19 protein-coding genes are annotated in these 21,802 nt (G+C 41.9%); 5 read left to right on the top strand and 14 right to left on the bottom strand.

Annotated elements, in window-relative coordinates; genetic code table 11:
* Positions 1-434: 434 nt before the first annotated feature.
* The 5 genes from trxA to K8O68_RS13405 all read right to left on the bottom strand — a co-directional run bounded on the left by trxA (position 435) and on the right by K8O68_RS13405 (position 4,347).
* Positions 435-749: a thioredoxin gene (gene trxA, locus K8O68_RS13425; RefSeq protein ID WP_093049641.1), complete on the bottom strand. Its 315-nt coding sequence runs from the start codon at positions 747-749 to the stop codon at positions 435-437.
* 228 nt (positions 750-977) lie between these two features.
* Positions 978-1,949: an electron transfer flavoprotein subunit alpha/FixB family protein gene (locus K8O68_RS13420; RefSeq protein ID WP_230897379.1), complete on the bottom strand. Its 972-nt coding sequence runs from the start codon at positions 1,947-1,949 to the stop codon at positions 978-980.
* An 18-nt stretch (positions 1,950-1,967) separates the two neighbouring features.
* On the bottom strand, positions 1,968-2,738 hold the full coding sequence (locus K8O68_RS13415) for an electron transfer flavoprotein subunit beta/FixA family protein (RefSeq protein WP_093049635.1): 771 nt from the start codon (positions 2,736-2,738) through the stop codon (positions 1,968-1,970).
* An 80-nt stretch (positions 2,739-2,818) separates the two neighbouring features.
* Positions 2,819-3,601, bottom strand: coding sequence for an enoyl-CoA hydratase (locus K8O68_RS13410; protein WP_230897378.1), 783 nt, complete (start codon positions 3,599-3,601; stop codon positions 2,819-2,821).
* A gap of 158 nt (positions 3,602-3,759) precedes the next feature.
* Complete coding sequence (locus tag K8O68_RS13405) at positions 3,760-4,347, bottom strand: fatty acid metabolism transcriptional regulator FadR (protein ID WP_230897377.1); 588 nt, start codon at positions 4,345-4,347, stop codon at positions 3,760-3,762.
* 178 nt (positions 4,348-4,525) lie between these two features.
* Here K8O68_RS13405 and K8O68_RS13400 point away from each other — a divergent pair, with 178 nt between their 5' ends.
* From K8O68_RS13400 to K8O68_RS13385, 4 genes are read left to right on the top strand one after another with little or no spacing between them, the layout of a single operon-like run.
* Positions 4,526-5,923: a cbb3-type cytochrome c oxidase subunit I gene (locus K8O68_RS13400; RefSeq protein WP_230897376.1), complete on the top strand. Its 1,398-nt coding sequence runs from the start codon at positions 4,526-4,528 to the stop codon at positions 5,921-5,923.
* A gap of 18 nt (positions 5,924-5,941) precedes the next feature.
* Positions 5,942-6,460: a cbb3-type cytochrome c oxidase subunit II gene (locus K8O68_RS13395; RefSeq protein WP_230897375.1), complete on the top strand. Its 519-nt coding sequence runs from the start codon at positions 5,942-5,944 to the stop codon at positions 6,458-6,460.
* Between the two features lie 43 nt (positions 6,461-6,503).
* Positions 6,504-6,953 (top strand): c-type cytochrome, encoded by a 450-nt coding sequence (locus K8O68_RS13390; protein ID WP_230897374.1) that lies wholly within the window; start codon positions 6,504-6,506, stop codon positions 6,951-6,953.
* A 32-nt stretch (positions 6,954-6,985) separates the two neighbouring features.
* Complete coding sequence (locus K8O68_RS13385; protein WP_230897373.1) at positions 6,986-7,480, top strand: DUF1269 domain-containing protein; 495 nt, start codon at positions 6,986-6,988, stop codon at positions 7,478-7,480.
* A gap of 176 nt (positions 7,481-7,656) precedes the next feature.
* On the opposite strand, the gene K8O68_RS13380 is transcribed toward K8O68_RS13385, so the two are convergent.
* From K8O68_RS13380 to zapA, 7 genes are all read right to left on the bottom strand, one after another.
* Complete coding sequence (locus tag K8O68_RS13380; RefSeq protein ID WP_230897372.1) at positions 7,657-9,357, bottom strand: AMP-binding protein; 1,701 nt, start codon at positions 9,355-9,357, stop codon at positions 7,657-7,659.
* A gap of 412 nt (positions 9,358-9,769) precedes the next feature.
* Positions 9,770-11,461, bottom strand: coding sequence for a long-chain-fatty-acid--CoA ligase (locus K8O68_RS13375; RefSeq protein WP_230897371.1), 1,692 nt, complete (start codon positions 11,459-11,461; stop codon positions 9,770-9,772).
* 503 nt (positions 11,462-11,964) lie between these two features.
* Entirely contained in the window at positions 11,965-12,372 is a 408-nt protein-coding gene (locus K8O68_RS13370) for a DUF350 domain-containing protein (RefSeq protein ID WP_093049605.1), read from the bottom strand.
* A 17-nt stretch (positions 12,373-12,389) separates the two neighbouring features.
* Positions 12,390-14,753 (bottom strand): endonuclease MutS2, encoded by a 2,364-nt coding sequence (locus tag K8O68_RS13365; RefSeq protein WP_230897370.1) that lies wholly within the window; start codon positions 14,751-14,753, stop codon positions 12,390-12,392.
* 20 nt (positions 14,754-14,773) lie between these two features.
* Positions 14,774-16,486: a DNA polymerase/3'-5' exonuclease PolX gene (gene polX / locus K8O68_RS13360; RefSeq protein ID WP_230897506.1), complete on the bottom strand. Its 1,713-nt coding sequence runs from the start codon at positions 16,484-16,486 to the stop codon at positions 14,774-14,776.
* Between the two features lie 158 nt (positions 16,487-16,644).
* The gene (locus K8O68_RS13355; protein WP_230897369.1) at positions 16,645-17,187 is read right to left on the bottom strand and encodes a CvpA family protein; all 543 of its coding nucleotides are present in this window, start codon (positions 17,185-17,187) and stop codon (positions 16,645-16,647) included.
* A gap of 18 nt (positions 17,188-17,205) precedes the next feature.
* Positions 17,206-17,463, bottom strand: a complete 258-nt coding sequence (zapA, locus tag K8O68_RS13350) for a cell division protein ZapA (RefSeq protein ID WP_230897368.1) — start codon at positions 17,461-17,463, stop codon at positions 17,206-17,208.
* A gap of 144 nt (positions 17,464-17,607) precedes the next feature.
* Between zapA and rnhC the strand changes: the two genes are divergently transcribed.
* Entirely contained in the window at positions 17,608-18,570 is a 963-nt protein-coding gene (gene rnhC / locus K8O68_RS13345; protein ID WP_230897367.1) for a ribonuclease HIII, read from the top strand.
* 122 nt (positions 18,571-18,692) lie between these two features.
* Here rnhC and K8O68_RS13340 read toward each other — a convergent pair whose 3' ends face one another.
* Together K8O68_RS13340 and pheT are read right to left on the bottom strand one after the other, a co-directional pair.
* The gene (locus tag K8O68_RS13340; protein ID WP_230897366.1) at positions 18,693-19,109 is read right to left on the bottom strand and encodes a hypothetical protein; all 417 of its coding nucleotides are present in this window, start codon (positions 19,107-19,109) and stop codon (positions 18,693-18,695) included.
* A gap of 245 nt (positions 19,110-19,354) precedes the next feature.
* Positions 19,355-21,775, bottom strand: a complete 2,421-nt coding sequence (pheT, locus tag K8O68_RS13335) for a phenylalanine--tRNA ligase subunit beta (RefSeq protein WP_230897365.1) — start codon at positions 21,773-21,775, stop codon at positions 19,355-19,357.
* Positions 21,776-21,802: the final 27 nt, after the last annotated feature.

The following is a 21,802-nucleotide window of genomic DNA, read 5'->3' as shown; positions in this document are numbered from 1 at the left end:
GGGTCTTGTATTTTTAATCTGCCGGTTCACTGTCGGCGAAGGTTTACACCACAGGCATAAGTGCAACATCGTCGCAGGATCTTCGGCTAACCCCTTCACGTCCTGTGAAAACGCCGAAGTCACCACATCCTTGTGGAAGTTCACTGTGTTTTTTTTACCCAAGGGCTTGTCTTCAACTAACTTTCCCAAAGGGCTTCGGGAATGTGAATTTTCAGACGTCGCTTATCCTCCGGGTGTCCTCGCCTTCGTTCACCGGTGGCTTATATTTTCACAGTCACAAAATGTATTATAGTTTCTTTTCTGCACTTTGCGGACTGTATGATTTCCGGCTCTGTCAGAATTAACCTTCTTTAAATAAAAAAGCGAAAAATCCGGACAAATATCGTAAGATGATATTTGTCCGGATTTCTTTAAGTGACTATTCATTTATATTATTAGAGATGTTTATTTAACGTATCAGCTAAAGCATCTTTAGGCTGAAAACCAACAACCTGGTCTACAACTTCTCCGTCTTTGAGTACCAGCAGTGTTGGAATGCTCATAACACCGTATTTGCTTGCTGTTTCCTGATTTTCATCTACATCAAGCTTAACGATTTTTACTTTGTCGCCCATATCGCTGTCAAGCTCCTCAAGCACAGGGGCGATCATTTTACATGGTCCGCACCACGGTGCCCAAAAGTCTGCAAGGACAACCCCCTGGTTTGTTTCACTCGAAAAATTCTGGTCTGTAACATTTACAATAGCCATTCATTATTCCTCCTCTAATTAATCATACATTTACATTTAAAATATTACCCTCCAAGGTATTATACCCTATCCTTATTGAACAGGAAATTAATTTGCTCAGCTACCTTGTAGGTTAACCAAATTTAAACTTACTACCCATATCATAACTAATTTTAATAAATGACGCAAAAACAATGCTTAAAGCCCCTGCAAATAAATAATTGCAGGGGCATATTACTTTACTGGCTCTTAAACAAGCACTTTCTTAAATTCTTCTGTTAATTTAGGGACGACGTCAAATAAATCTCCTACGATGCCATAATCTGCAATCTGGAATATTTCTGCTTCCGGGTCTTTATTTATTGCAACGATTACTTTAGAGTTAGACATCCCAGCAACGTGCTGAATAGCCCCGCTCAAGCCTACCGCGATATACAAATCAGGGGTTACCACTTTTCCTGTTTGTCCGATTTGCATCGCATAATCGCAATATTCCGCATCACAAGCCCCACGTGAAGCTCCAACTGCAGCGCCTAATACTTCTGCAAGTTCGTCAAGGATTGAGAAATTTTCCTTTCCTTTCATCCCTCTTCCTCCAGCCACAATAACGGAAGCTTCTGAAAGGTCCACACCGGAAGTTGTGTTTTTAACTACATCAGTTATGATAGTTTGCAGATCTTTAATCTCCACCTCAAGACTTTCAGCGTCACCTGAACGGCTGTCGTCTTTTTCAAGGGCAGGTATATTGTTAGGACGAATAGTTGCAAAAATAAGTCCATCCTTAACGACTACTTTTTCAAAAGCTTTTCCTGAATATATAGGTCTTGTAAAAATAACTTCGGAACCGGCATTTTCAATAGCTGTTGCATCAGATACAAGGCCGGATTTCAAACGGCTGGCAAGCTTTGGCGTGATGTCCCTGCCGATTGATGTGTGGCCTGCCAGAATGGCGTCCGGATCTTCTTTTTCTATTACTGCTTGAAGAGCCTGGGCATAGCCTTCTGGAGTATACTGCGATAAATTAGCATGTTCGACTGCGATAACACGGTCCGCACCGTATTTAAAAAGCTCATTTGCTTTGTCTGCAACGCTATCACCACAAACAACTCCTACAATTTCACCGTCACTATCTATCTCTTTTGCCGCAGCAACCGCTTCAAAGGAAACATTTCTGAATTCGCCGTCTCTTATCTCAGCTATAACCAGTAATTTTTTAGACATAATTATCCTCTCCTCCTGTTATATCACTTTTGCTTCATTTTTCAGTAAAGATACTAATTCGTTTACCTGGTCATCAATCTCACCTTCAAGAATTTTTCCTGCTTCTTTTTCAGGTGGCAGATAACGCTCTACCGTATTAGTTTTTCCTTCAACTTCATCTTCATCTAAATCCAGATCATCAAGATCGAGCGTTTCCAAAGGTTTTTTCTTTGCTTTCATAATTCCAGGTAACGAAGGATAACGCGGTTCATTCAGTCCTTGTTGGGCAGTAACTAACAAAGGGAGTGATATTTCAATAAATTCCTGATCCCCTTCAACGTCGCGTTCAATTTTGGCTTTACCGTCTTCGATTTCTATATTTACAATGGAAGTTACATGATTAATTCCCAAATTCTCAGCAAGCCGCGGGCCTACCTGGCCTGACCCGCCATCAACAGCAATGTTTCCTCCCAGAATAATGTCCGCTTCCTGGTCTTTAAAATAAGCTGCCAGAATAGCTTCCGTTGAGAACTGGTCCCCGTTTTCTACATCTTCATCTTCAATTAGAACAGCTTTATCGGCTCCCATTGCAAGCCCGGTACGAATTTGTTTCTCTGCTTCTTCGTCTCCTACAGAAACAAGTGTCACTTCACCGCCGTGCTCATCACGCAGCTGGATCGCTTCTTCAATGGCATATTCGTCATAAGGATTGATGATGAATTCCGCCCCGTCTTCTACAATTTCCCCGCTATCAATTTGAATTTTTTCTTCTGTGTCAAAGGTACGTTTCATGATTACATAAATGTTCATTTATGTCCCTCCCAAAGTTTATTATTTACTGTCTTTTACAGTAAAACGCTTTCATAAAATGCTAAATAAACCTTCTTTAATCACCGGTCTTCAAACTTCGGCTTTCTCTTCTCCATAAATGCCTTTATCCCCTCGGACGCATCATAGGTTTCTGAGACATCACCGAATCGGACGGCTTCAATTTCCTGGCCTCTTTCAATCGGCTCATTTCCTGATTTCTCAATAAGTTCAAGGACATAAGAGACGGAATGAGAGCCTTTATTGCTTATATTTTCTGCAAACTTTTTTGCCTGATCCATAAAGTTTTCGCCTGGCAGCGTCCGGTTAACGAGTCCCGCTGCCATCGCTTCTTCCCCTGTAATCGGATCTGAAGTTAACAGCATTTCAGTCGCTTTTGCTTTTCCGACTAATTCAGGGAGCCTTTGAGTACCGGCAAATCCTGGAACCAGTCCCAGCTGAAGCTCAGGCAGTCCTAGTTTTGCATCAGGAGCGGCAAGCCTTATATGGCAGGCCATAGCAAGCTCAAGTCCGCCTCCCAAAGCCGCGCCGTGAATAGCAGCTATGACAGGTTTAGTCATTAGTTCAATCTTTCTGAAAACCCTTTGACCTTCCCTCGACATTTCTCTGAATTGATCTCCATGTTTTACAGAAGTAAATTCTTTAATATCTGCCCCTGCTGCAAAGAAACGGCCTTCTCCATGTAAAAGAATCACTTTCACATTGGCATCTTCAGAGAACCTGTCAAAAGCTGTTTCAAGTTCCTGAATCATTTTTTGTGACAGCGTATTAGCCGGGGGATGAGACAAAGTTACCAGGCCTATCCGGTCTTCAGTATGAACATTAATAAGCTTAAATTCTGACAAACGCTACACCCCTTTCAAGAAAGTCTATTAATTTGCCTCTGCTAAACCTAAGAGTTAATTAAATAATACTTGCTTCGCTTTGGAGCTTAAGCCGACCGGGTGACTTTAGCCTGCGGCAGGAAGACCCCGATGGAAAAAGCAACAACTATTAACAGATGCTAATTTTTAGAAAGGCCTTTTAATAACATGCGATGAACCGTTTCTGCAAGCGGAGACAGGTCATACCTGTGGTCTTTCATTACCCAATTGGTCACTACCTCATCAATAGCTCCGAAGATGAGCTGTCTGGCAATCCTGAGGTCTAAGTTTTCTTCAAAAATGCCTTTTTCCACCCCTTCTTTCAGAACGGAATCAACCAATCCTAAATACCCCTTTAGTACTTCATTTACTTTGTAACGGATGGAAATGTTCGATTGCCGAAGCTCAAGCTGCGTAACGATAGCTAAATCATGATCCATCTCCAGTTGCATAAAGTGCATTTCGATCAGAATAAGCAGCTTTTTTTCGACAGATGATTCCTCTTTTAACTTTTCTGAAATCGCGTCAACAAAGCTTCCCATTTTTTCTTCAAATAAAGAAATTAGAATGTCTTCTTTATTTTTAAAGTAGAGATAGATCGTCCCGTCTGCAACTCCGGCTTCTTTGGCAATTTTAGAAACCTGTGAGTGATGGTAACCATTTTCCGCAATGACTTTTACAGCTGCATCAATTATCTGCTCATATTTTTGTCCCCGTTTTTTCCCCATTCAATCACTTCCTCAAACATTTCCTCTTTTACTGAATGATTGTTCATTCATGTTCTTATTTTAGAGTATTCTGTCGTTTCTGTCAATTGCACAATATGGTTTCTAAAATTTTGAAGAATAAGGAAAAATATAACGGGCACCTTAATAATCAGACTTAAACAATATAAGGAGGAATAAAATGCCGTCGCCTTCAGCTAAAAAAGACCCTTATTTGCCTTCTAAAATCTATCTTTATTCGTCATTATTCTGGTTAGCTATCGGAATGATTTACGGCCTTATTCTTTCCTTAAAGTTTCTGTGGCCTAACTTTCTGGCTTTTGGTCCTTTTCAGGTTATTTTCCAATATGGAAGAATCCGTCCTATCCATACAAATCTCGTTCTTTTCGGATGGCTTACCATGGCCAATATTGGTGCTCTCTTTTATGTTATTCCTAAATTGTGCAGGAATCAACTGTCTTTTGAAAAAATTGCTGCAGGTACAGGGATTGTGTGGAATATTATTGTTCTTGCAGGTACAGTCGCTTTAACTATGGGGTTTACCACTACGACCGAGTATGCGGAGTGGCCTTTATGGATAGATGTCCTGGTTATCCTGGGAATGGCGGCTGTTGCCCTTGTATGTTTTGCGACTATCGCTTCCCGCAAGGAAAAACAGCTTTATGTCAGCTTATGGTATTTTATGGGATCTCTTATATGGCTCATCGGCCTTTATATTATTGGAAATTTACCTTATAAACTTTTGTCCGGGGTCCCTCAATTTCTCATTTTCTGGTTTTACGGCCATAACGTCATTGGGTTGTGGTTTACCACCGTAGGGGTAGGCCTGATTTATTACCTGCTGCCCTATTTAACAAGAAACCCCTTATACAGCCACAAATTGTCTCTTATCGGCTTCTGGACCATTGCCACATTTTACGTCTGGAATGGACCTCACCATCTTCAGAACGGCCCAATACCTCTGTGGCTTATGAAAGCAGGAGTCATTCCTTCAGTTCTGCTGATCATTCCTGTATGGTCTGTTCTCGCCAATGTTTTTGGGACATTAAAAGGAAAATGGCATGCGCTATCCAGGAATACACCGCTGAAATTTTTAATTGTTGGGGCAGTCTTTTATCTGGTGACTTGTCTTCAAGGTCCTTTTCACTCATTACAAGGACCGAGTTCAGTCATTAAATTCACCGACTGGGTCCCGGGCCATGCCCACTTACCTTTATTCGGCGCTTTCTCTTTCGTCGCTTTTTCTTTTATGTATGTGTTTCTGCCTAAGATGCTTAAAACAAAACTCTATTCCAGTAAACTGATGGAATGGCACTTCTATCTGGCCGTCACCGGTATGTTTTTATTTGCTTTTTCTACTTGGTCTGCCGGAGTACTTGAAGGATTTGCCTGGATTGAAGGTGCCCAGTACGGCATGCAGTTTGTAGAAATGCTTATTTCCATGCGCCCATTTTTTGCCATTCGGGCTGTGGCCGGTGCTGCCATGTTAATAAGCTCTTTTGTATTTATTTATAACCTTGCAATGACAATTATAAAAGCAAATCGCAACTCACAAAACGAAGAAATAAGTGCCGGGTAATTGAAAGGAGGTTGGCTAATGAGCGGGTATGAAGATGAGAAATCGATGCTGCCATATATCATCGGAGCTGTTATTTTGTTCTTTGTGGGTACGGCTGGCACGACATATCTCCCTTTTTATGATGACCAGATGCAGGCTCCGAACCAGAACGCAGAATTACGACATTTATCAGTGGAATCTTCAGAATACCGGGGCAGAGAAGTGTATATCCGGGAAGGCTGTCATACGTGTCATACAATGTTTGTAAGACCTGTGCTTGCAGACAGCAGCCTTGGCCCTATTTCACAGCCGGCGGACTATTATTATGATGCGCCTGCTATGCTTGGGACTAAACGGACGGGGGCAGATTTAATGTGGGTAGGAAACCGCTGGAACGAAGATTGGCACAGGGAACATCTATTGAATCCGCAGAAGGTCCTGCCCGGGTCGATCATGCCCCGGTATGATTACTTAAGTGACGAAGATCTGGAAGATTTAATTGCTTATCTGATGAGTTTAAAACCCTCTCCCCAAACTGAAGGAAGACCTGTTGAATAAGTGATAATAAGTGATCCTAAGCTTTTATAAGTGAGGTGAAACCATGAGTCCAGACGATGAAAAAATTAATGAACCATCTACCGTAGAACCTGATGAAGAAACTAAAGAAGAGGAGCCCCCTGTCCATTCAGTAGTCGAAGGATCTGGAGGATTTAGAATCGGCAATGCAAAGGTTCCGCCGTTTCTTCTTGTTACATACCTCGTGTTGGCGATTTGGGCATTCGGTTATGGAATGATGGCCGTTCCTCTGAACCAAACGGCTGAAACAGCCGCAGATGGGGAGGCAATATTTGAACAGAGCTGCCTTGGCTGCCACTCGATTACGGATGAACCTAAAGTAGGCCCTGGACTCGAGGATGTGCACCTTAAATATACAGAGGAAGAACTGCAGTTAATTCTCGTAAATGGAATCGGCGAAATGCCTTCATTACCTGCACTCGGCTTAAATACAGAACAGATAAAAGCTGTAAAAGATTATATTCAGACCTTATAGCTCCCCACATCAATTAAAAAGGAGTGATAAAATTGGAAAAACATCTTGTAACTGTGTTCAACAACTTACACGAAGCGGAAGAAGCTTTCCATGACTTGCTTACAATCGTTCCCAGGGAGAGTATTTCTTTTGTTCATAAAAAAGATGGCAGCAGGGGAGAAACAGCAGATGTGTCAATGGACCATCCTCTAAACGGCATATTAACCGGCGGGGCTATAGGCGGGGCTGGCGGGGCGCTTTTCGGAATGACTACCTTGATGTTCCCGGGTTTAGGAATCCTTCTGGCCGCCGGACCGGTTTACGGCGCTATTGCCGGCCTGACTGCCGGCGGGTTTATTGGAGGGCTGACCGACCTCGGAATTAATCAGCATGAAGCAGAAAACATAGAAAGTCATGTGAAGTCAGGTAAAATAGTCATTACTGTTGAAGCAAAGGACAGCCAGATACAGCCGGTTATTGACACATTGAAAAGGCATGAACCTGCGTATTTATCAGAAGAGCCGGTATCTAAAGGCGGTTTTGAATAGAAAAGGAAGCTGAGTTGAAATATCGCAGGAGCAAATTCTTCTCTGCGACGAGTAACCGCAAAGCTTCTGACGAATTAAATGATTCTATAAAAAACATCCGAACAATATTCCGTAAAAAAATATTGTTTCGGATGTTTTACAGATTACTATTCTTTTGTCTCAGCCTCTTTCATAAGCTAACTCGATTTTTTCTCTTTTTGTTTTTCTTTTTCCTCTTCAAGCAGCGCTCTTCTCAACACTTTCCCAACCATAGTTTTTGGCAGTTCATCACGGAATTCAAACAGCCTTGGAACTTTATAGGCAGAAAGGTGCTTACGGCAAAACTCATTAAGCTCCTGTTCAGTCACTTTTTTGCCTTCTTTCAGCACGAGAAATGCTTTAACTGTTTCGCCTCTGTAAGGGTCTGGAACCCCGACCGCCACAGCCTCCTGGACAGCTTCATGTTCATACAGAACTTCTTCAATCTCACGCGGGTAAATATTAAAACCGCCTGCAATAATCATATCTTTTTTGCGGTCTACGATATAGAAGAAGCCTTCTTTATCCATATAACCCATATCTCCTGTAAGGAGCCAGCCGTCATAAAATGTGGCATCAGTGTCTTCCGGGCGATTCCAGTATCCTTTCATTACTTGAGGACCTTTAATAATTAATTCTCCAACTTCTCCTGGTTCAGCAGGTTCACCAGTTTCAGCAGACAGAATAGCGACATCTGTATCAGGCCATGGAAGACCAATGCTTCCGTTCGGCCGTTTCCCCCACATAAGGTTAAAATGTGTAACAGGTGAGGCTTCCGTCAGGCCAAATCCTTCAGATAACTTGCCTCCTGTTAAATCTTCAAAACGCTGCTGGACTTCAAGTGGTAAAGGAGCAGAACCGCTGATGCACACTTCAATCGATGAGAGATTGTATTTTTGAACTTTTGGATCGTTGATTAATCCAATGTACATCGTTGGTGCCCCTGGAAAAATAGAGACTTTCTGCTTTTCAATAGCCTGCAGTGTCTGTTTTGTATCAAATTTTGGCAGTATAACCATTTTCGAACGGTCCATAACAGAGAAATTCATTCCTACTGTCATACCGTAAACATGGAAAAAAGGTAAAGCACAGAGAATCACTTCATTACCGTGATCTATCTTATGCATCCATCTAATACATTGAGTCGTATTAGCCACAAGGTTGTAATGACTTAACATAACACCCTTTGCTACTCCCGTAGTTCCTCCAGTATACTGAAGCAAAGCAAGATCTTTTTCAGGGTCTATGTCCATAGGAATTTCCTCCGTATCGGAGGCTTTTAACAGTTCCATAAAAGAATGGACTTTACTGCTGTATTTCACTTCCACTTTAAGCCCTGTGTTTCTCTTCTGTATAAACGGATAAATCAAATTTTTAGGAAACGGAAGATAATCTTTAATATGTGTAACAATAACATTTTCTAAATTCGTTCTCCCCAGCACATTCATCACCCTAGGGTAAACGAGGTCGAGGCATATAATTGCTTTTGCCCCTGAATCTACCATCTGGTGTTCCAGCTCCCGTTCAACATAAAGCGGGTTTGTTTGTACCACCACTCCTCCAGCCATAAGAATACCGTAGTAGCTGATCACGGATTGCGGCGTGTTAGCCAGCATAATTGCAACACGGTCGCCTTTTGTTATTCCGAGATCTTTCAGGGCATTGGCAAAACGAAGAGATGAGTCATAAACCTCACGAAATGTCATTTCTTTCCCCAGGAAATGAAGCAAGGTTTTATCAGGCTCTTCTTCCGCCCCGTCACGCAGGTAATCTTGCAGCGGCTTTCTCTCATATTCGATATGTTCAGGAATGTCTTCCGGGTAATTCGCAAGCCATGGGCGTTGCAATTCGGCATCCATGTAAGGTCCTCCTTTGGACTCCTTTCAATTAAGACATTCATCCTCTCTCACTACCATTTTAATGAAATCGGTTACAATTGTGAAGAGTTTTAGGAAAATTAATACTTTTAGTTTTTCTTCTATTAAAATTATTAAAGAAGCTGTGACAAAACTAAATTAAATCCAGGATAACCGAACAATGAATATACAATAGACTATAAGTTGAGATGAGGTTCATAAATGTACTCGCTTGCCGCAGGCATCTCTTCAGCTCCTCGGCAAAAAGCGCCTGAAGGATTTTCAGAAGATGCTTTTCCTGCAGGCGTCTCGTGAAATCACTTCTTTTTCTCAAAAAGAACAGCCGAACAAAATTCGAAAATTTTGTTCGGCTTTCTTTATGATTACTATTCTTTTATCCCAGCCTCAATATTTATTAGTCTTTTTGCGCTTTTTTCTTTTCTTCTTCTACTAATACTCTTCTCAGAATTTTACCTACCATCGTTTTCGGAAGTTCATCTCTGAATTCATAGAATTTTGGAACTTTGTAGGCAGCCAGTTGCTTACGGGCATAGTCATCAAGATTTTCCTCAGTGATCGTTCTTCCTTCTTTAGGAACAATAAATGCCTTAACCGTCTCCCCACGGTAAGGATCTGGAACACCAATTACACAGGCTTCCTGTACATCTTCATGTTCATAAAGAATTTCTTCAACTTCACGTGGATAAATATTAAACCCGCCCGCAATAATCATGTCCTTCTTTCTGTCGACGATATAGAAAAATCCTTCATCATCCATATATCCCATATCTCCTGAAAGGAACCACTCGCCCCGGAAGGATGCCTGGGTTGCCTCAGGCCGGTTCCAGTAACCTTTCATAACTTGAGGGCCTTTAATAATGATTTCTCCTACTTCATTAGGCTGAGCTTCCTCACCTGTCTCGGCTGAAAGAATGGCGACATCAGTATCAGGCCACGGAACGCCGATCGATCCTTGTTTCCTTTGGCCCCAAATCAGGTTGGAAACAGCCACCGGCGACGTCTCGGTTAAGCCGTAACCTTCGACTAAACTTCCGTTTGTAGCTTCTTCAAATTTTGTCTGGACCTCTACAGGCAGCGGAGCTGACCCGCTGATACACGCTTTGATAGACGATAAATCATGTTTTTTAATATCAGGATGATTCAACAGCCCGATATACATCGTCGGTGCACCAGGATAAAGAGTGGCTTTATGTTTTTCAATTGCTTTTAGAATACCTTTCGGATCAAACTTAGGAATAATTATCATTTTAAAACCCATACGGATCCCCAGGTTCATTACCGTTGTCATTCCATATACATGGAAGAAAGGCAAAGCTGCAATGATAATTTCTTCTCCCGGCACCATTTCATACATCCACTCTTCACACTGCTGGGTGTTAACCACGAGATTATAGTGAGTCAGCATAACCCCTTTTGCAGGCCCTGTCGTCCCTCCAGTGTACTGAAGAAGGGCAAGGTCTTCTTTAGGATCTATGTCCAATGGTATTTCTTCCGCTTTTCCTTTATTTAAGATATCTACGAATGAATGAAGCCGGTCACTATAATCCAACTCTACTTTAATGCCTGTATTCTTTTTCTGGATAAAAGGATAGATCATGTTTTTCGGGAAAGGCAGATAGTCTTTAATCCCTGTGACAATAATATGCTCCAGAGGTGTTTTTTCTTTTACACTTGCTACACGCGGATAAACGAGATCCAGACATATCATAACTTTAGCACCTGAATCATTCATTTGGTGTTCAATTTCCCTTTCCACGTAAAGCGGGTTGGTCTGGACCACGATGGCTCCGGCAAGCAAAGCTCCATAATAGGAAATGACAGCCTGCGGAGTATTTGCCAGCATAATAGCGACCCTGTCTCCCTGGTTCACCCCGAGAGATTTCAGCTGGTTGGCAAGCTTCAAAGCCTCCTCGTAAACCTCCTGATAAGTCATTTCCTTGCCCATAAAATGAAGTGCTTCTTTATCAGGGTACCTCTCGGCAGCTCTTTTCAAATAGCTTTGAAGAGTTGCTACTTCATAGTCAATGGACGTCGGGATTTCTTTAGGATAATGCTGAAACCACGGCTTTTCAGTTAATGTTTCCATAACATAACCTCCCTTTTTATCATAACCCTCTCCTTCTAAAAAAGATGTCAATGAAAAGTAAGCGGCACTGTCCTTCTAGTGAACAATCGCTCAGTTGCTTGACCTTTTCATAGGCAGGCATTCTCCTCTTACTCTCTATTGTAATGAAAACGCCTCCAAAAGAAAACACATTTGTAAAAATTTTATGAATTTTTACTTAATAATTAATGGAAATTATTAAAAACTTATATTCTCCCTATGCAGACAAAGCTTTGTATTTTCAGTTCTTTGAGCAGTTATATCCAAAGAAAAACTCTGCCGATTAAAAGAAACCAGCAGAGCTTAATACTTTTGAATTGAGATTCCAGCTTTGTTGATATAGCAAATTTCAGCATTTATATCAACAGAGTCTTCTCTTAAGCAAAGAATATGATATACACCACACCGGCAATCATAAATCCGGCACAAAGAACAATCATCACTTTCCATAAAGTTTCCATTAAATATACCCCTTTAATCAGAGATCAGTCTATGCTGGCACCTATCACATAGGAGAGAGAGACCGATAAAACAAATGATAATAGACCTACTGCCCGGTTATCATTTTTTAATTCTTCATCAACTTTAAACCCGGGAGATAAGAACTCGTAAATAAAATATACAAATAACAAGAGTATAAAACCGAAGGCCCCCCATCCAAGCATAGCCAGAACTGTATCATTTGCCATAATTGAATGGCGGAAAACATTGGCTATACCGAACACTTTTCCGCCTGTCGCCAGTGCTACAGCCAAGTTGCCCCGTCTGATTTCCTGCCAGGTCCCGTATTGCGTCACCCACTCAAAAATGGCCAGAGAGAGAATAATACTAAGAACCACGATGCTGTAGACACCGGCCGTATAAATGTAGTCATGTGTAAAGATGGCTTCCATGCTGAAGTCCTCCTGGATTATTTAAGTGACACAATCGTTACGCCAGACCCGCCTTCTCCCTGGGTCCCCATACGCGTTTCCTGAACATTCCGATGGTTTTTCAACAGCTCCTGTACGCCTTTTCTTAACGCCCCTGTTCCTTTACCATGGATAATGGACACTTGATGATACCCGGCCAGTACAGCGTCATCTAAATACTTTTCCACGTCCATCATAGCATTTTCATACCTTTCCCCGCGCAAATCAAGTTCTGTTTTTACATGTGCTTCTTTTCCGCGGACAGCAGCCAAAGGTTTTGTTTCTACTGCTTTAGGGCGGTTAATATAGAGAAGGTCATCTTTCTTCACTTTCATTTTCATCATACCAAGCTGTACATAGTATTCTTTATCATTAACTTTTTCTGCAATATACCCTTTCTGGTCAAGACTGACCACTTTCACTTCATCCCCTGGAATAAGTTTATTCACTTTCGGCTTTTCCCTTTTTGGGGAAGGCTTTTTCCTGGTGCCTGCAAGGTTTGGTTCAGCTTTTTCCAGGCGTTTTTTAGCATCTATCAGCTCATGGTCTTTAATATTAGGGTTATTTTTCTGAATTTCCCTCAGCTCTGCAATGATCTGTTCTGCTTCCTCTTTTGCTTTTCTGACTGAATTTGCAGCTTTATCTTCTGCAGATTGAAGAACCTTTTGTTTCTCTTCTTCCAGCTTTTCCATTTCGGCTGCCAGCTCACTGTGCAGCCTTTCGGCATCAAGCCTGAGTTCTTCTGCTTCGCTGACGTCTCGCTCAGCTTTCTTTCTGCTGTCCTCAAGAGATGAAATCATTTGTTCCATTTTATTTGAGTCCGCTGTTATATGGCTTTTCGCTTCCTCGATAATCTTATCAGTTAAGCCAAGACGCCTGCTGATGGCAAATGCATTACTTCGTCCCGGGATCCCTATTAACAGACGGTAGGTCGGCCTTAAAGTTTCCACATCAAATTCTACGCTTGCATTCATAACGCCTTCCCGGTTATAAGCATATCCTTTTAGTTCACTGTAGTGAGTGGTAGCAATCACTTTAGCTCCCACGTTATAAACATGATCAAGGATTGAGATAGCGAGCGCAGCCCCTTCTGTAGGATCTGTCCCGGCTCCTAGTTCGTCAAAGAGGACGAGAGACTGAAAATCTACCTGGTTCATAATTTGCACAATATTTGTCATGTGAGAAGAAAATGTACTTAAACTCTGTTCAATGGACTGTTCATCCCCGATATCCGCAAATATTTTTTGGAAAACAGCAGCTGAAGACCCTTCATCACAAGGAATTTGCAGACCAGACTGAGCCATAAGTGTTAACAGTCCGACTGTTTTTAAAGTCACCGTTTTTCCCCCAGTGTTCGGTCCGGTAATGACTAAGGAAGAAAAGTCTCCTCCAAGCTCTACATCAATTGGTACAATTTCATCGTTTGGAATAAGAGGATGACGGGCTTTCGTCATTTTAACAAATCCGTCTTCGTTTAACTTTGGCTGGATTCCTTTAATTGACTCGCTGTAAAACGCTTTAGCAAAAATAAAGTCCACTTCGCTCATAATGGCGACTATATCTGCCAGTTCTTCAACATGCTCGCTGATCCTGGCTGACAGCTCCTGAAGAATACGCTGAATCTCCTGCTTTTCTTTTACTTTCGCTTCTCTCAGCTGGTTATTCAGCTGAACGACCGCTTCAGGTTCCACAAACAAAGTAGCTCCCGAAGCAGACTGGTCATGCACCATTCCTCCAAAATGGCTGCGGTACTCCGACTTTACAGGAATTACATAACGTTCATTTCTAATAGTAATAATGGCATCTGAAAGCATTTTTCTTCCATTTGAAGAGCGGGTGATGCTTTCCAGTTTGGAACGGATACCTGATTCGTGGGAACGGATTTGCTGCCGGATAGATCTTAGAGCAGCACTTGCTGAATCCAGCACACCGCCATTTTCATCTATAGCCTGGTTAATTTCCCGTTCCAGGTCAGTAAGCGGAACGATTCCGCTTACTAAATCAGGAAGGATCGTCAGTTCGATTTCATCTTCTACCAGAGATTCCACAAAACTTTTAAAGCGGCGGCTTCCATAAATGGTAGAGGAAATATCCAGTAATTCTTTTTCATTCAGCAAGCCTCCGATTTCCGAGCGTTTAATCGAAGCACGGATATCTCTAATGCCTCCAAGGGGTGCCTGCCCTTTCAGCCGAATGACTTTAGCCCCTTCGTACGTCCTTTGCTGTGCTTCTTTTATATATTCAAAATCGAAAGACGGCTTTAGATCTTTTACCCGTTGTTTTCCTAATGAAGAACTGGCAAATTGAATCAGCTGGTCTTTCATTTTATCGTATTCTAATATACGGCAAACCCTTTCAATCACTGGGGCGCACCTCCTGCTTTCTATCTGTTTTTCCAAATCAGTTCTTTAAAACGGTCAGCCGGCCAGGTATTAACAACTGTTTCTTGTTTCAGCCAGCCTCTTCTTCCGGTTTTTATCCCGAGTGTCATATAGTCGAGCATATCAAACCGGTGCGCGTCTGTATTTATACTTAGTTTCACACCTTTATCCTGAGCTTTTTTCAGCCACTCTGCAGATAAATCAAGACGGTGAGGGTTGGCATTCAGTTCCAGAATTGTACCTGTTTCCTTTGCCACCTCCAGTAATCGTTCCATATCTACAGGATACCCTTTACGGCGTCCGATCAGCCTCCCTGTAGGATGGGCTATCATGGCTACATGGGGATTGCGGCAGGCATTTTCAAGCCTGTCCATAATTTTTCTCTCACTCTGCTGAAAAGAGGAGTGAATGGATGCAATAACAAAATCGATTTCTGTTAATACCTCATCGGGATAATCCAAGGTGCCATCAGGTAAAATATCCATTTCCACGCCTGTAAAAATAGTAAAATCTTTCATAGACTCATTCAGTTCACGAATTTCTTCATGCTGCCGTTTCAGCCTTTCTGCTGTCAGGCCATTTGCAACTTTTAAATACTCCGAGTGGTCTGTAATCGCCATATATTCATAGCCTTTATCTCTGCAGGCGTTGACCATTTCTTTAATCGACTGGGCACCATCGCTCCAGGTCGTATGCATATGGAGATCGCCAAGGATGTCATCTTGTTGAATAAGCTCATACTTCTGATCATAACGCTCCAGCTCATCCATTCCTTCCCGCAGTTCCGGCGGAATATACGGCAAACCGAAGTGGGCAAAAAATTCTTCTTCAGTAGAAAAATGATGCTCGGTCCCAGTGTCCTCTTCTACACCATATTCACTTATTTTTTCATCGCGTTCCTTAGCAAGCTGGCGCATAAGAACATTATGGTCTTTAGAGCCGGTGAAATGATGGAGCGTTGTTGCAAAAGATTCGTCTTTAACCATTCTGAAATCAACAGGAACGATGATATCACCGTACTGAAGTTCCAGACTTACTTTCGTATCTCCATGCCCGGTAATCTCTGTAATGTGCTCCATAGAAACGAGCCTTTTGCCTACTGTCTTTGGATCTTCAGTAGAAATAATAAAATCCAGATCTTTTACGGTTTCTCTTCCCCTGCGAAAACTGCCTGCTAATTCAAACCTGTCAATTTCATCTATACTGCCTAAACGTTCCCTCAAGTCAAAGGCGGCAGGCAGCACTTGAGCGAGGGCCAGCCTGTCCGGACGTTTTCCCAGTTCATCCAAAGCTTCGAGGATTTTCTGTTCAGTCTTTTTCCCAAACCCGTCCAGCTCTTGAACCTGGCCTGCTTCACAAGCCTTCCTTAAGGTCCCGGCGTCAGTTACTTCTAATTCCTGGTATAGTTTTCCGATTTTCTTACCGCCTAATCCCGAAAGTTTGAGTAATGGGAGCAGTCCATCAGGAATCTCTTCCTCCAGCTCTTTAAGCAGAGGTGTTTCACCTTCTTCAAGTAAGTCATTTATAATACCAGCCGTCCCTTTTCCAATGCCTTTAAGTTTTGATGGATCTTCAATTTCAGAAAGGGGCCTTTCATCCCGTTCCAAAGCCTGTGCGGCTTTTCGGTAAGCAGAGACGCGGAAAGCATTTTCTCCTTTAATCTCTAAATATACAGCTATACGTTCCAATGCGTTCAAGACATCTTTTTTATTCATTTGACTCATGCTATTCACCTCGCTGAGTTTTTCTTCCAATCCCTTTTTTCCTTCTTCATCATAGCCAATTCGTCTGCTTATCTGCAAGCAGAAGGAGTTAAAGTGACATGCTCCCTTTCCTTTCTTTAAAAGAAAAACCTCCCGTCCATGACGGGAAGTTAATTATTTCTTCCTTCTATCCACAATTCTTTTAACTCATTTGAAATGATAGGAGTGTATTCAAAAATCATTTGCGCAAAAGTAGAATTTTGGAGGGCGGCCTGAACGACATCCACTTGAATTAATGCTGCTATGTGCAGAAGAATAGTAATCATCACAAGTCCTTCAAGAAATCCGAGCAGCCCCCCGAGCCATCCATTAATAAAGCTCAGGACCGGAATGTGGGCCACAAAATCAAATAACGACGCAATGATCTGCATAACAATCTTAGTAAGGAAAAATATAAGTGCGAAAGCAATCCCGTTATAGTAAACCATTTCCATACTAAACGAATCAACGAGAAGGTTAAGTTCCTCCCCTTCACCGAATTGCGGGAATGGCACCCACAGTCTTATATAATGCGCTACATCCTCATAATAGAGATAAGCAACAATAAAGGAAACCACCAGGCCTAAAAGGTGCATTAACTGAAGTATAAAGCCCCGGCGAAAACCGACAGAAAAACTGATAACTAATATTATAAACAAAAACAAACTGAGCATCTTTAAGTCCTCATCTTTCTATTCTTCTTCCATTTTTTTTAGAACATTTAAATAATCATTCCCAATATTTACTGCTGTCAGAACAGCTAATTTGGTAGAATCCAAATAAGGATTATTTTCTTTCAATTCTTTCATTTTCCCATCAATGAGTTCAGCAATTGCTCTGACCTGCTCTGAACTCTCTTCACCGACGATGGTATATTGCTGGTTATAAATCGTCACTTCTGTTCGACGTTTTTTTTCTTCTTCTGCCACCAATAAGCCCCCGTTCGTCATAGAAATCCTAATTTATATCATAACATGTCACATCATGGATGAAAATATAAATGTTATTTCCTTCTTTGAGATGAAAATTATTAATAGATTGTCTATACTGTTTAAGGAACTGTTATAAAGAATACAGGAAAGGCGGCTCAGTTTATGAGTTATGAAGTTTTAAATGTTCAAAAGAAAGATTTGGCAATTCTAAAGAATCATTATATGTCTTCCTTAAAGGAAAAAACCCCGCAAGGTGCGGTTTTTGCTGCAAAAACAGGCCACTGTAATATTACCGCCTATCAATCTGGGAAAGTCCTTTTTCAAGGAAAAGGCGCCTCCTCCGAAGCTGGCAAGTGGAAAGGTAAAGAAGGAGTAAAAGCTAACAAAAAAACCTCTGGGAAAAAACCAGGCTCGGCCCGGGTGGACAATCATTCATATTATCCCCCTGATAAAATTGAAGAAAAAATCGTATTAGGAAGTGACGAAACAGGAACCGGAGATTACTTTGGGCCTGTAACTGTTGTATGCGTCCATCTAACAGAAGAGCAAATGAGCAAGATTGACAGCTGGGGTGTGCGCGACTCAAAAACGATTAAAGATGAAACAATCAGGGAGCTTGCCCCTCGTTTATTAAAAGAATGCACCTACAGTCTTCTCGTTTTAAACAATGAAAAATATAATCGTATGCAGGAACAAGGTATGAACCAGGGGCAAATGAAAGCACTTCTCCATCACCAGGCTATTGAAAATGTGATGGTAAAATGCAAAGAAAAGGGCCTCCACTATGAAGGAGTTTTAGTAGACCAGTTTGTTTCTCCGGAAGGTTACTTTAAATACCTGGCTGCTAAAAAGAAAGCATGGACCACTGAGAAGCCTATTTACTTTGCAACTAAAGCTGAAGGGCTTCATCCTGCGGTAGCAGCAGCTTCTATTCTTGCACGGTATTCTTTTTTACAGGAGATGGATAAAATATCACAGCTATTAAATACTCCTGTTCCTAAAGGAGCAGGCCCTCACGTCGATAAAGCGGCGAAACAGATCTTATTAAATAAAGGGAAAGACACACTATATAAAGTGACGAAATGGCATTTCTCAAATACTCAAAGGGTATTTAAGCGTTCATAGAAAATGCCACACTGAAACCACTGTTTTTATATTAAGTACAGAAGCGAAAAACCGAACAAAAATCATAAGTTTTGTTCGGTTCTCTTTATGATTATCGTTTGTCCTAGCCTCTGTTTCTTTTCTCAGTCTCTTTTCTTTAATAAAAGCTTATGTGTAAAGTTTTCATACAGGATTTCATCCCAGACAGGCTTTCTCGCTTCAATGGTCACTGCCGCAGGTAAATCATTAACGTTAGGAAGAATAGAATTAAGCTTCTGCAGAAACTCTTCATTTGTCACCATTGAATTCATTATTTCCTGATGTTCCCTGCTTAACACTCCACAGGCTATTTTATCTTCCTTACAAAAAGCACACTGTTTTAAAGCCATGAGGGAAGATAAATCATGTGTAATAAAAGAATTGGCTACCCAAATGTTTCTTTTAGCCGCATATACTATATCTGTTGCATATTCCATAACAGAATGATCCACCTTGAAGATCACATTCCACGCTAATGGCTTTTCCTCTTTCATTCTGACAATAGACGTCACTTTAAACATATATCTGTTCCTTCCTTAATCTGGGTCTCTCTTTATTGTCGTAAAAATGAGTGAGCGTTGCAACCGTCCAATAGCATGAATTTTAAATTAGTTAAAGACAAGCTCTTTAAAAAACGTGCGCCTGGCAGACTGAAATCACTGCTTATACCAAAAAGAACATCCGGACAAAATATGCTTATTTTGTCCGGATCTCTTTAAGGGTCCTATTATTTTAAGGTAACAAATTTTATCCCCGCTCTTAAGGATCAGGCACGCAGTTTGGCGCCAAGTTTTTCTTCTAAAGCTTGAAGGACTTTTGTATGGACTTCAGTTATTTCTTCCTCTGTCAACGTTTTTTCACGGTTCTGGTACCGAAGAGAAAATGCGAGAGACTTTTTCCCAGCTTCAAGGTTTTCCCCTTGATATAAGTCAAAAACAGACACTGTACTTAAAAGGCTGCCTCCATGGGCCACAATTACTTTTTCCAGTTCTTCTGCTTTTATATCTTCATCTACTACCAGAGCTATATCCCTGTCCATCCCAGGATAGCGCGGGATCGCTTCATAACGGACAGCTTCTGCCGGGAAGCTCATAAGAATACTGAGATCCAGTTCAAAAACATATGTTTCAGGAAGCGACCACTCTTTCGCTGCGGCAGGGTGAAGCTGGCCGAGAACACCGGCTTCAGTTCCGTCAATATAAAGGGAGGCAGTTCGGCCAGGGTGAAGGCCTTTTTTTTCTGACTGTACGAAACGGATTTCACCAGTAATATTTAATTCTTTCAAAAGCCCCTCTACAATTCCTTTTAATACGAAAAAGTCTGCAGGTTTTTTCTCACCTTGCCAGCTGTGTTCCTGCCATAATCCCATCAGCGCACCGGCCAAAAATGTTTTTTCATCAGGCTGGACGGTTACTGTCTCTTCCTCTGTATGGAAGACAGTCCCCATTTCATAAAGATGCACATTATAAATGTTTCGGTTTTTATTATAGCTCAAATCATCCAGCAAGTGAGGAATCAGTGTTGTCCGTAAAGCGCTTCTTTCTTCACTCATAGGTAAGGCAACTTTTACACGGCTTTTAGACTCTTCTTTAAAATACGCTTCTTTATCTGCTGTTGTTAATGAATAGTTTACCGCTTCAAGCATGCCTGCTCCTTCAAGAAACCGGCGGGCTTTTCTTTTTTTCAGCTGTTCAGCTGTAAGGCCTCCCGGGGTAGAAGGGGTGTTAGGCAAAGTTACCGGAATATTATCATAACCGTAAAGGCGTGCTGCCTCTTCAACAAGGTCTGCTTCAATAGAGATATCCTGGCGTCTTGTAGGAACTGTCACAGAAAACTCGCCGTCCTTCTCATCAATCCCAAACTGAAGCTGATCAAAAATTTGAGATACTTCTTCGGCAGTCATATGCGTGCCAAGGACACTGTTAATTTTATTTAAACTAATCCTTACTTCTTTTTCATTCTTATTTAACTCATCAAATTCAACTGGTCCTTCAAGGATTTCTCCCCCGGAAAGCTGTTGAATCAGTGAAGCTGCCCTTGCTCCTGCTTCGGCTACGCTGTTAGGATCCACACCTTTTTCGAAGCGTACACTTGAGTCACTGCGCAATCCCAGGTCACGGGAAGCTTTTCTGACAGAAGCAGGGCTGAAATAAGCGGCCTCCAGTAAAATATTTACTGACTCAGTCTCAACTTCAGAAGTCGCTCCTCCCATCACCCCAGCAAGAGCTACAGGGTCATTTCCATTTGTAATCACAAGGTGGTCGCCTGACAATGTTCTTTCTATATCATCAAGGGTTACAATTTTTTCTCCGTCAGCCGCCCGTCTGACTACAACTTCCTCAGACCCAAACCTGTCCAGGTCAAAAGCATGGAGGGGCTGCCCGTACTCGAGAAGGACATAATTAGTGACGTCCACCACGTTATTAACAGGCCTTACTCCTGCTGCCATCAGCGCAGTCTGCAGCCAAAGGGGTGATTCACTTATTTGAAGTCCTCTTATAACATTTGCCCCATAATAAGGGTTATCCCCGGAAGCCTCGACTTTAACTGAAATATAATCGCTCGCTTTTTCTTTAGAGGCTACAATGGCAGGCTCTGGAACGTTAACCTCCCGTCCCAGAATAGCTGCTACTTCATAAGCTACCCCAATCATACTTAAGCAGTCGGAACGGTTAGGAGTTAAGTCCAGTTCGAGAACGGTATCATCCAGACCAAGCGGTGCCATTGCATCTTCTCCAGCAGTCATTTCCTGTGGGAAATTAAAGATACCTTCACTATATTTCTTCGGAACGACTTTCCCTTCGAATCCCAGTTCCTGTAAAGAGCAAATCATTCCTTCTGAAACCTCTCCTCGAAGTTTTGCCCGTTTGATCTTCATTCCTCCAGGGAGGCGTGCGCCAACTCTTGCTACAGCTACAAATTGCCCTTCTCCAACGTTACTGGCCCCGCAGACAATCTGAACTGGATCACTTTCTCCAACATCTACCTGGCATAGATTCAGTTTATCAGCTTGGGGATGCTTTTCACATTTCATAACTTTACCGACAACAAGGTTGGTAATACCATCACTTAACGAGTGAACAGCATCTACTTCTACCCCGCTCCTTGTCAATTTTTCGGCAACCTCAGCCGGTGTCAAATCATCCAGGTTTACATATTCTTTCAGCCATTTATATGAAACTAACACTTCATTTCCTCCTTTAGATTGCTTTGA

This window comes from Salipaludibacillus sp. CUR1 (genome assembly GCF_021028955.1).
GTDB lineage: Bacteria > Bacillota > Bacilli > Bacillales > Salisediminibacteriaceae > Salipaludibacillus.
Note: the sequence above shows the minus strand (reverse complement) of the source record. Positions and strands in the feature narration are given on the sequence as shown.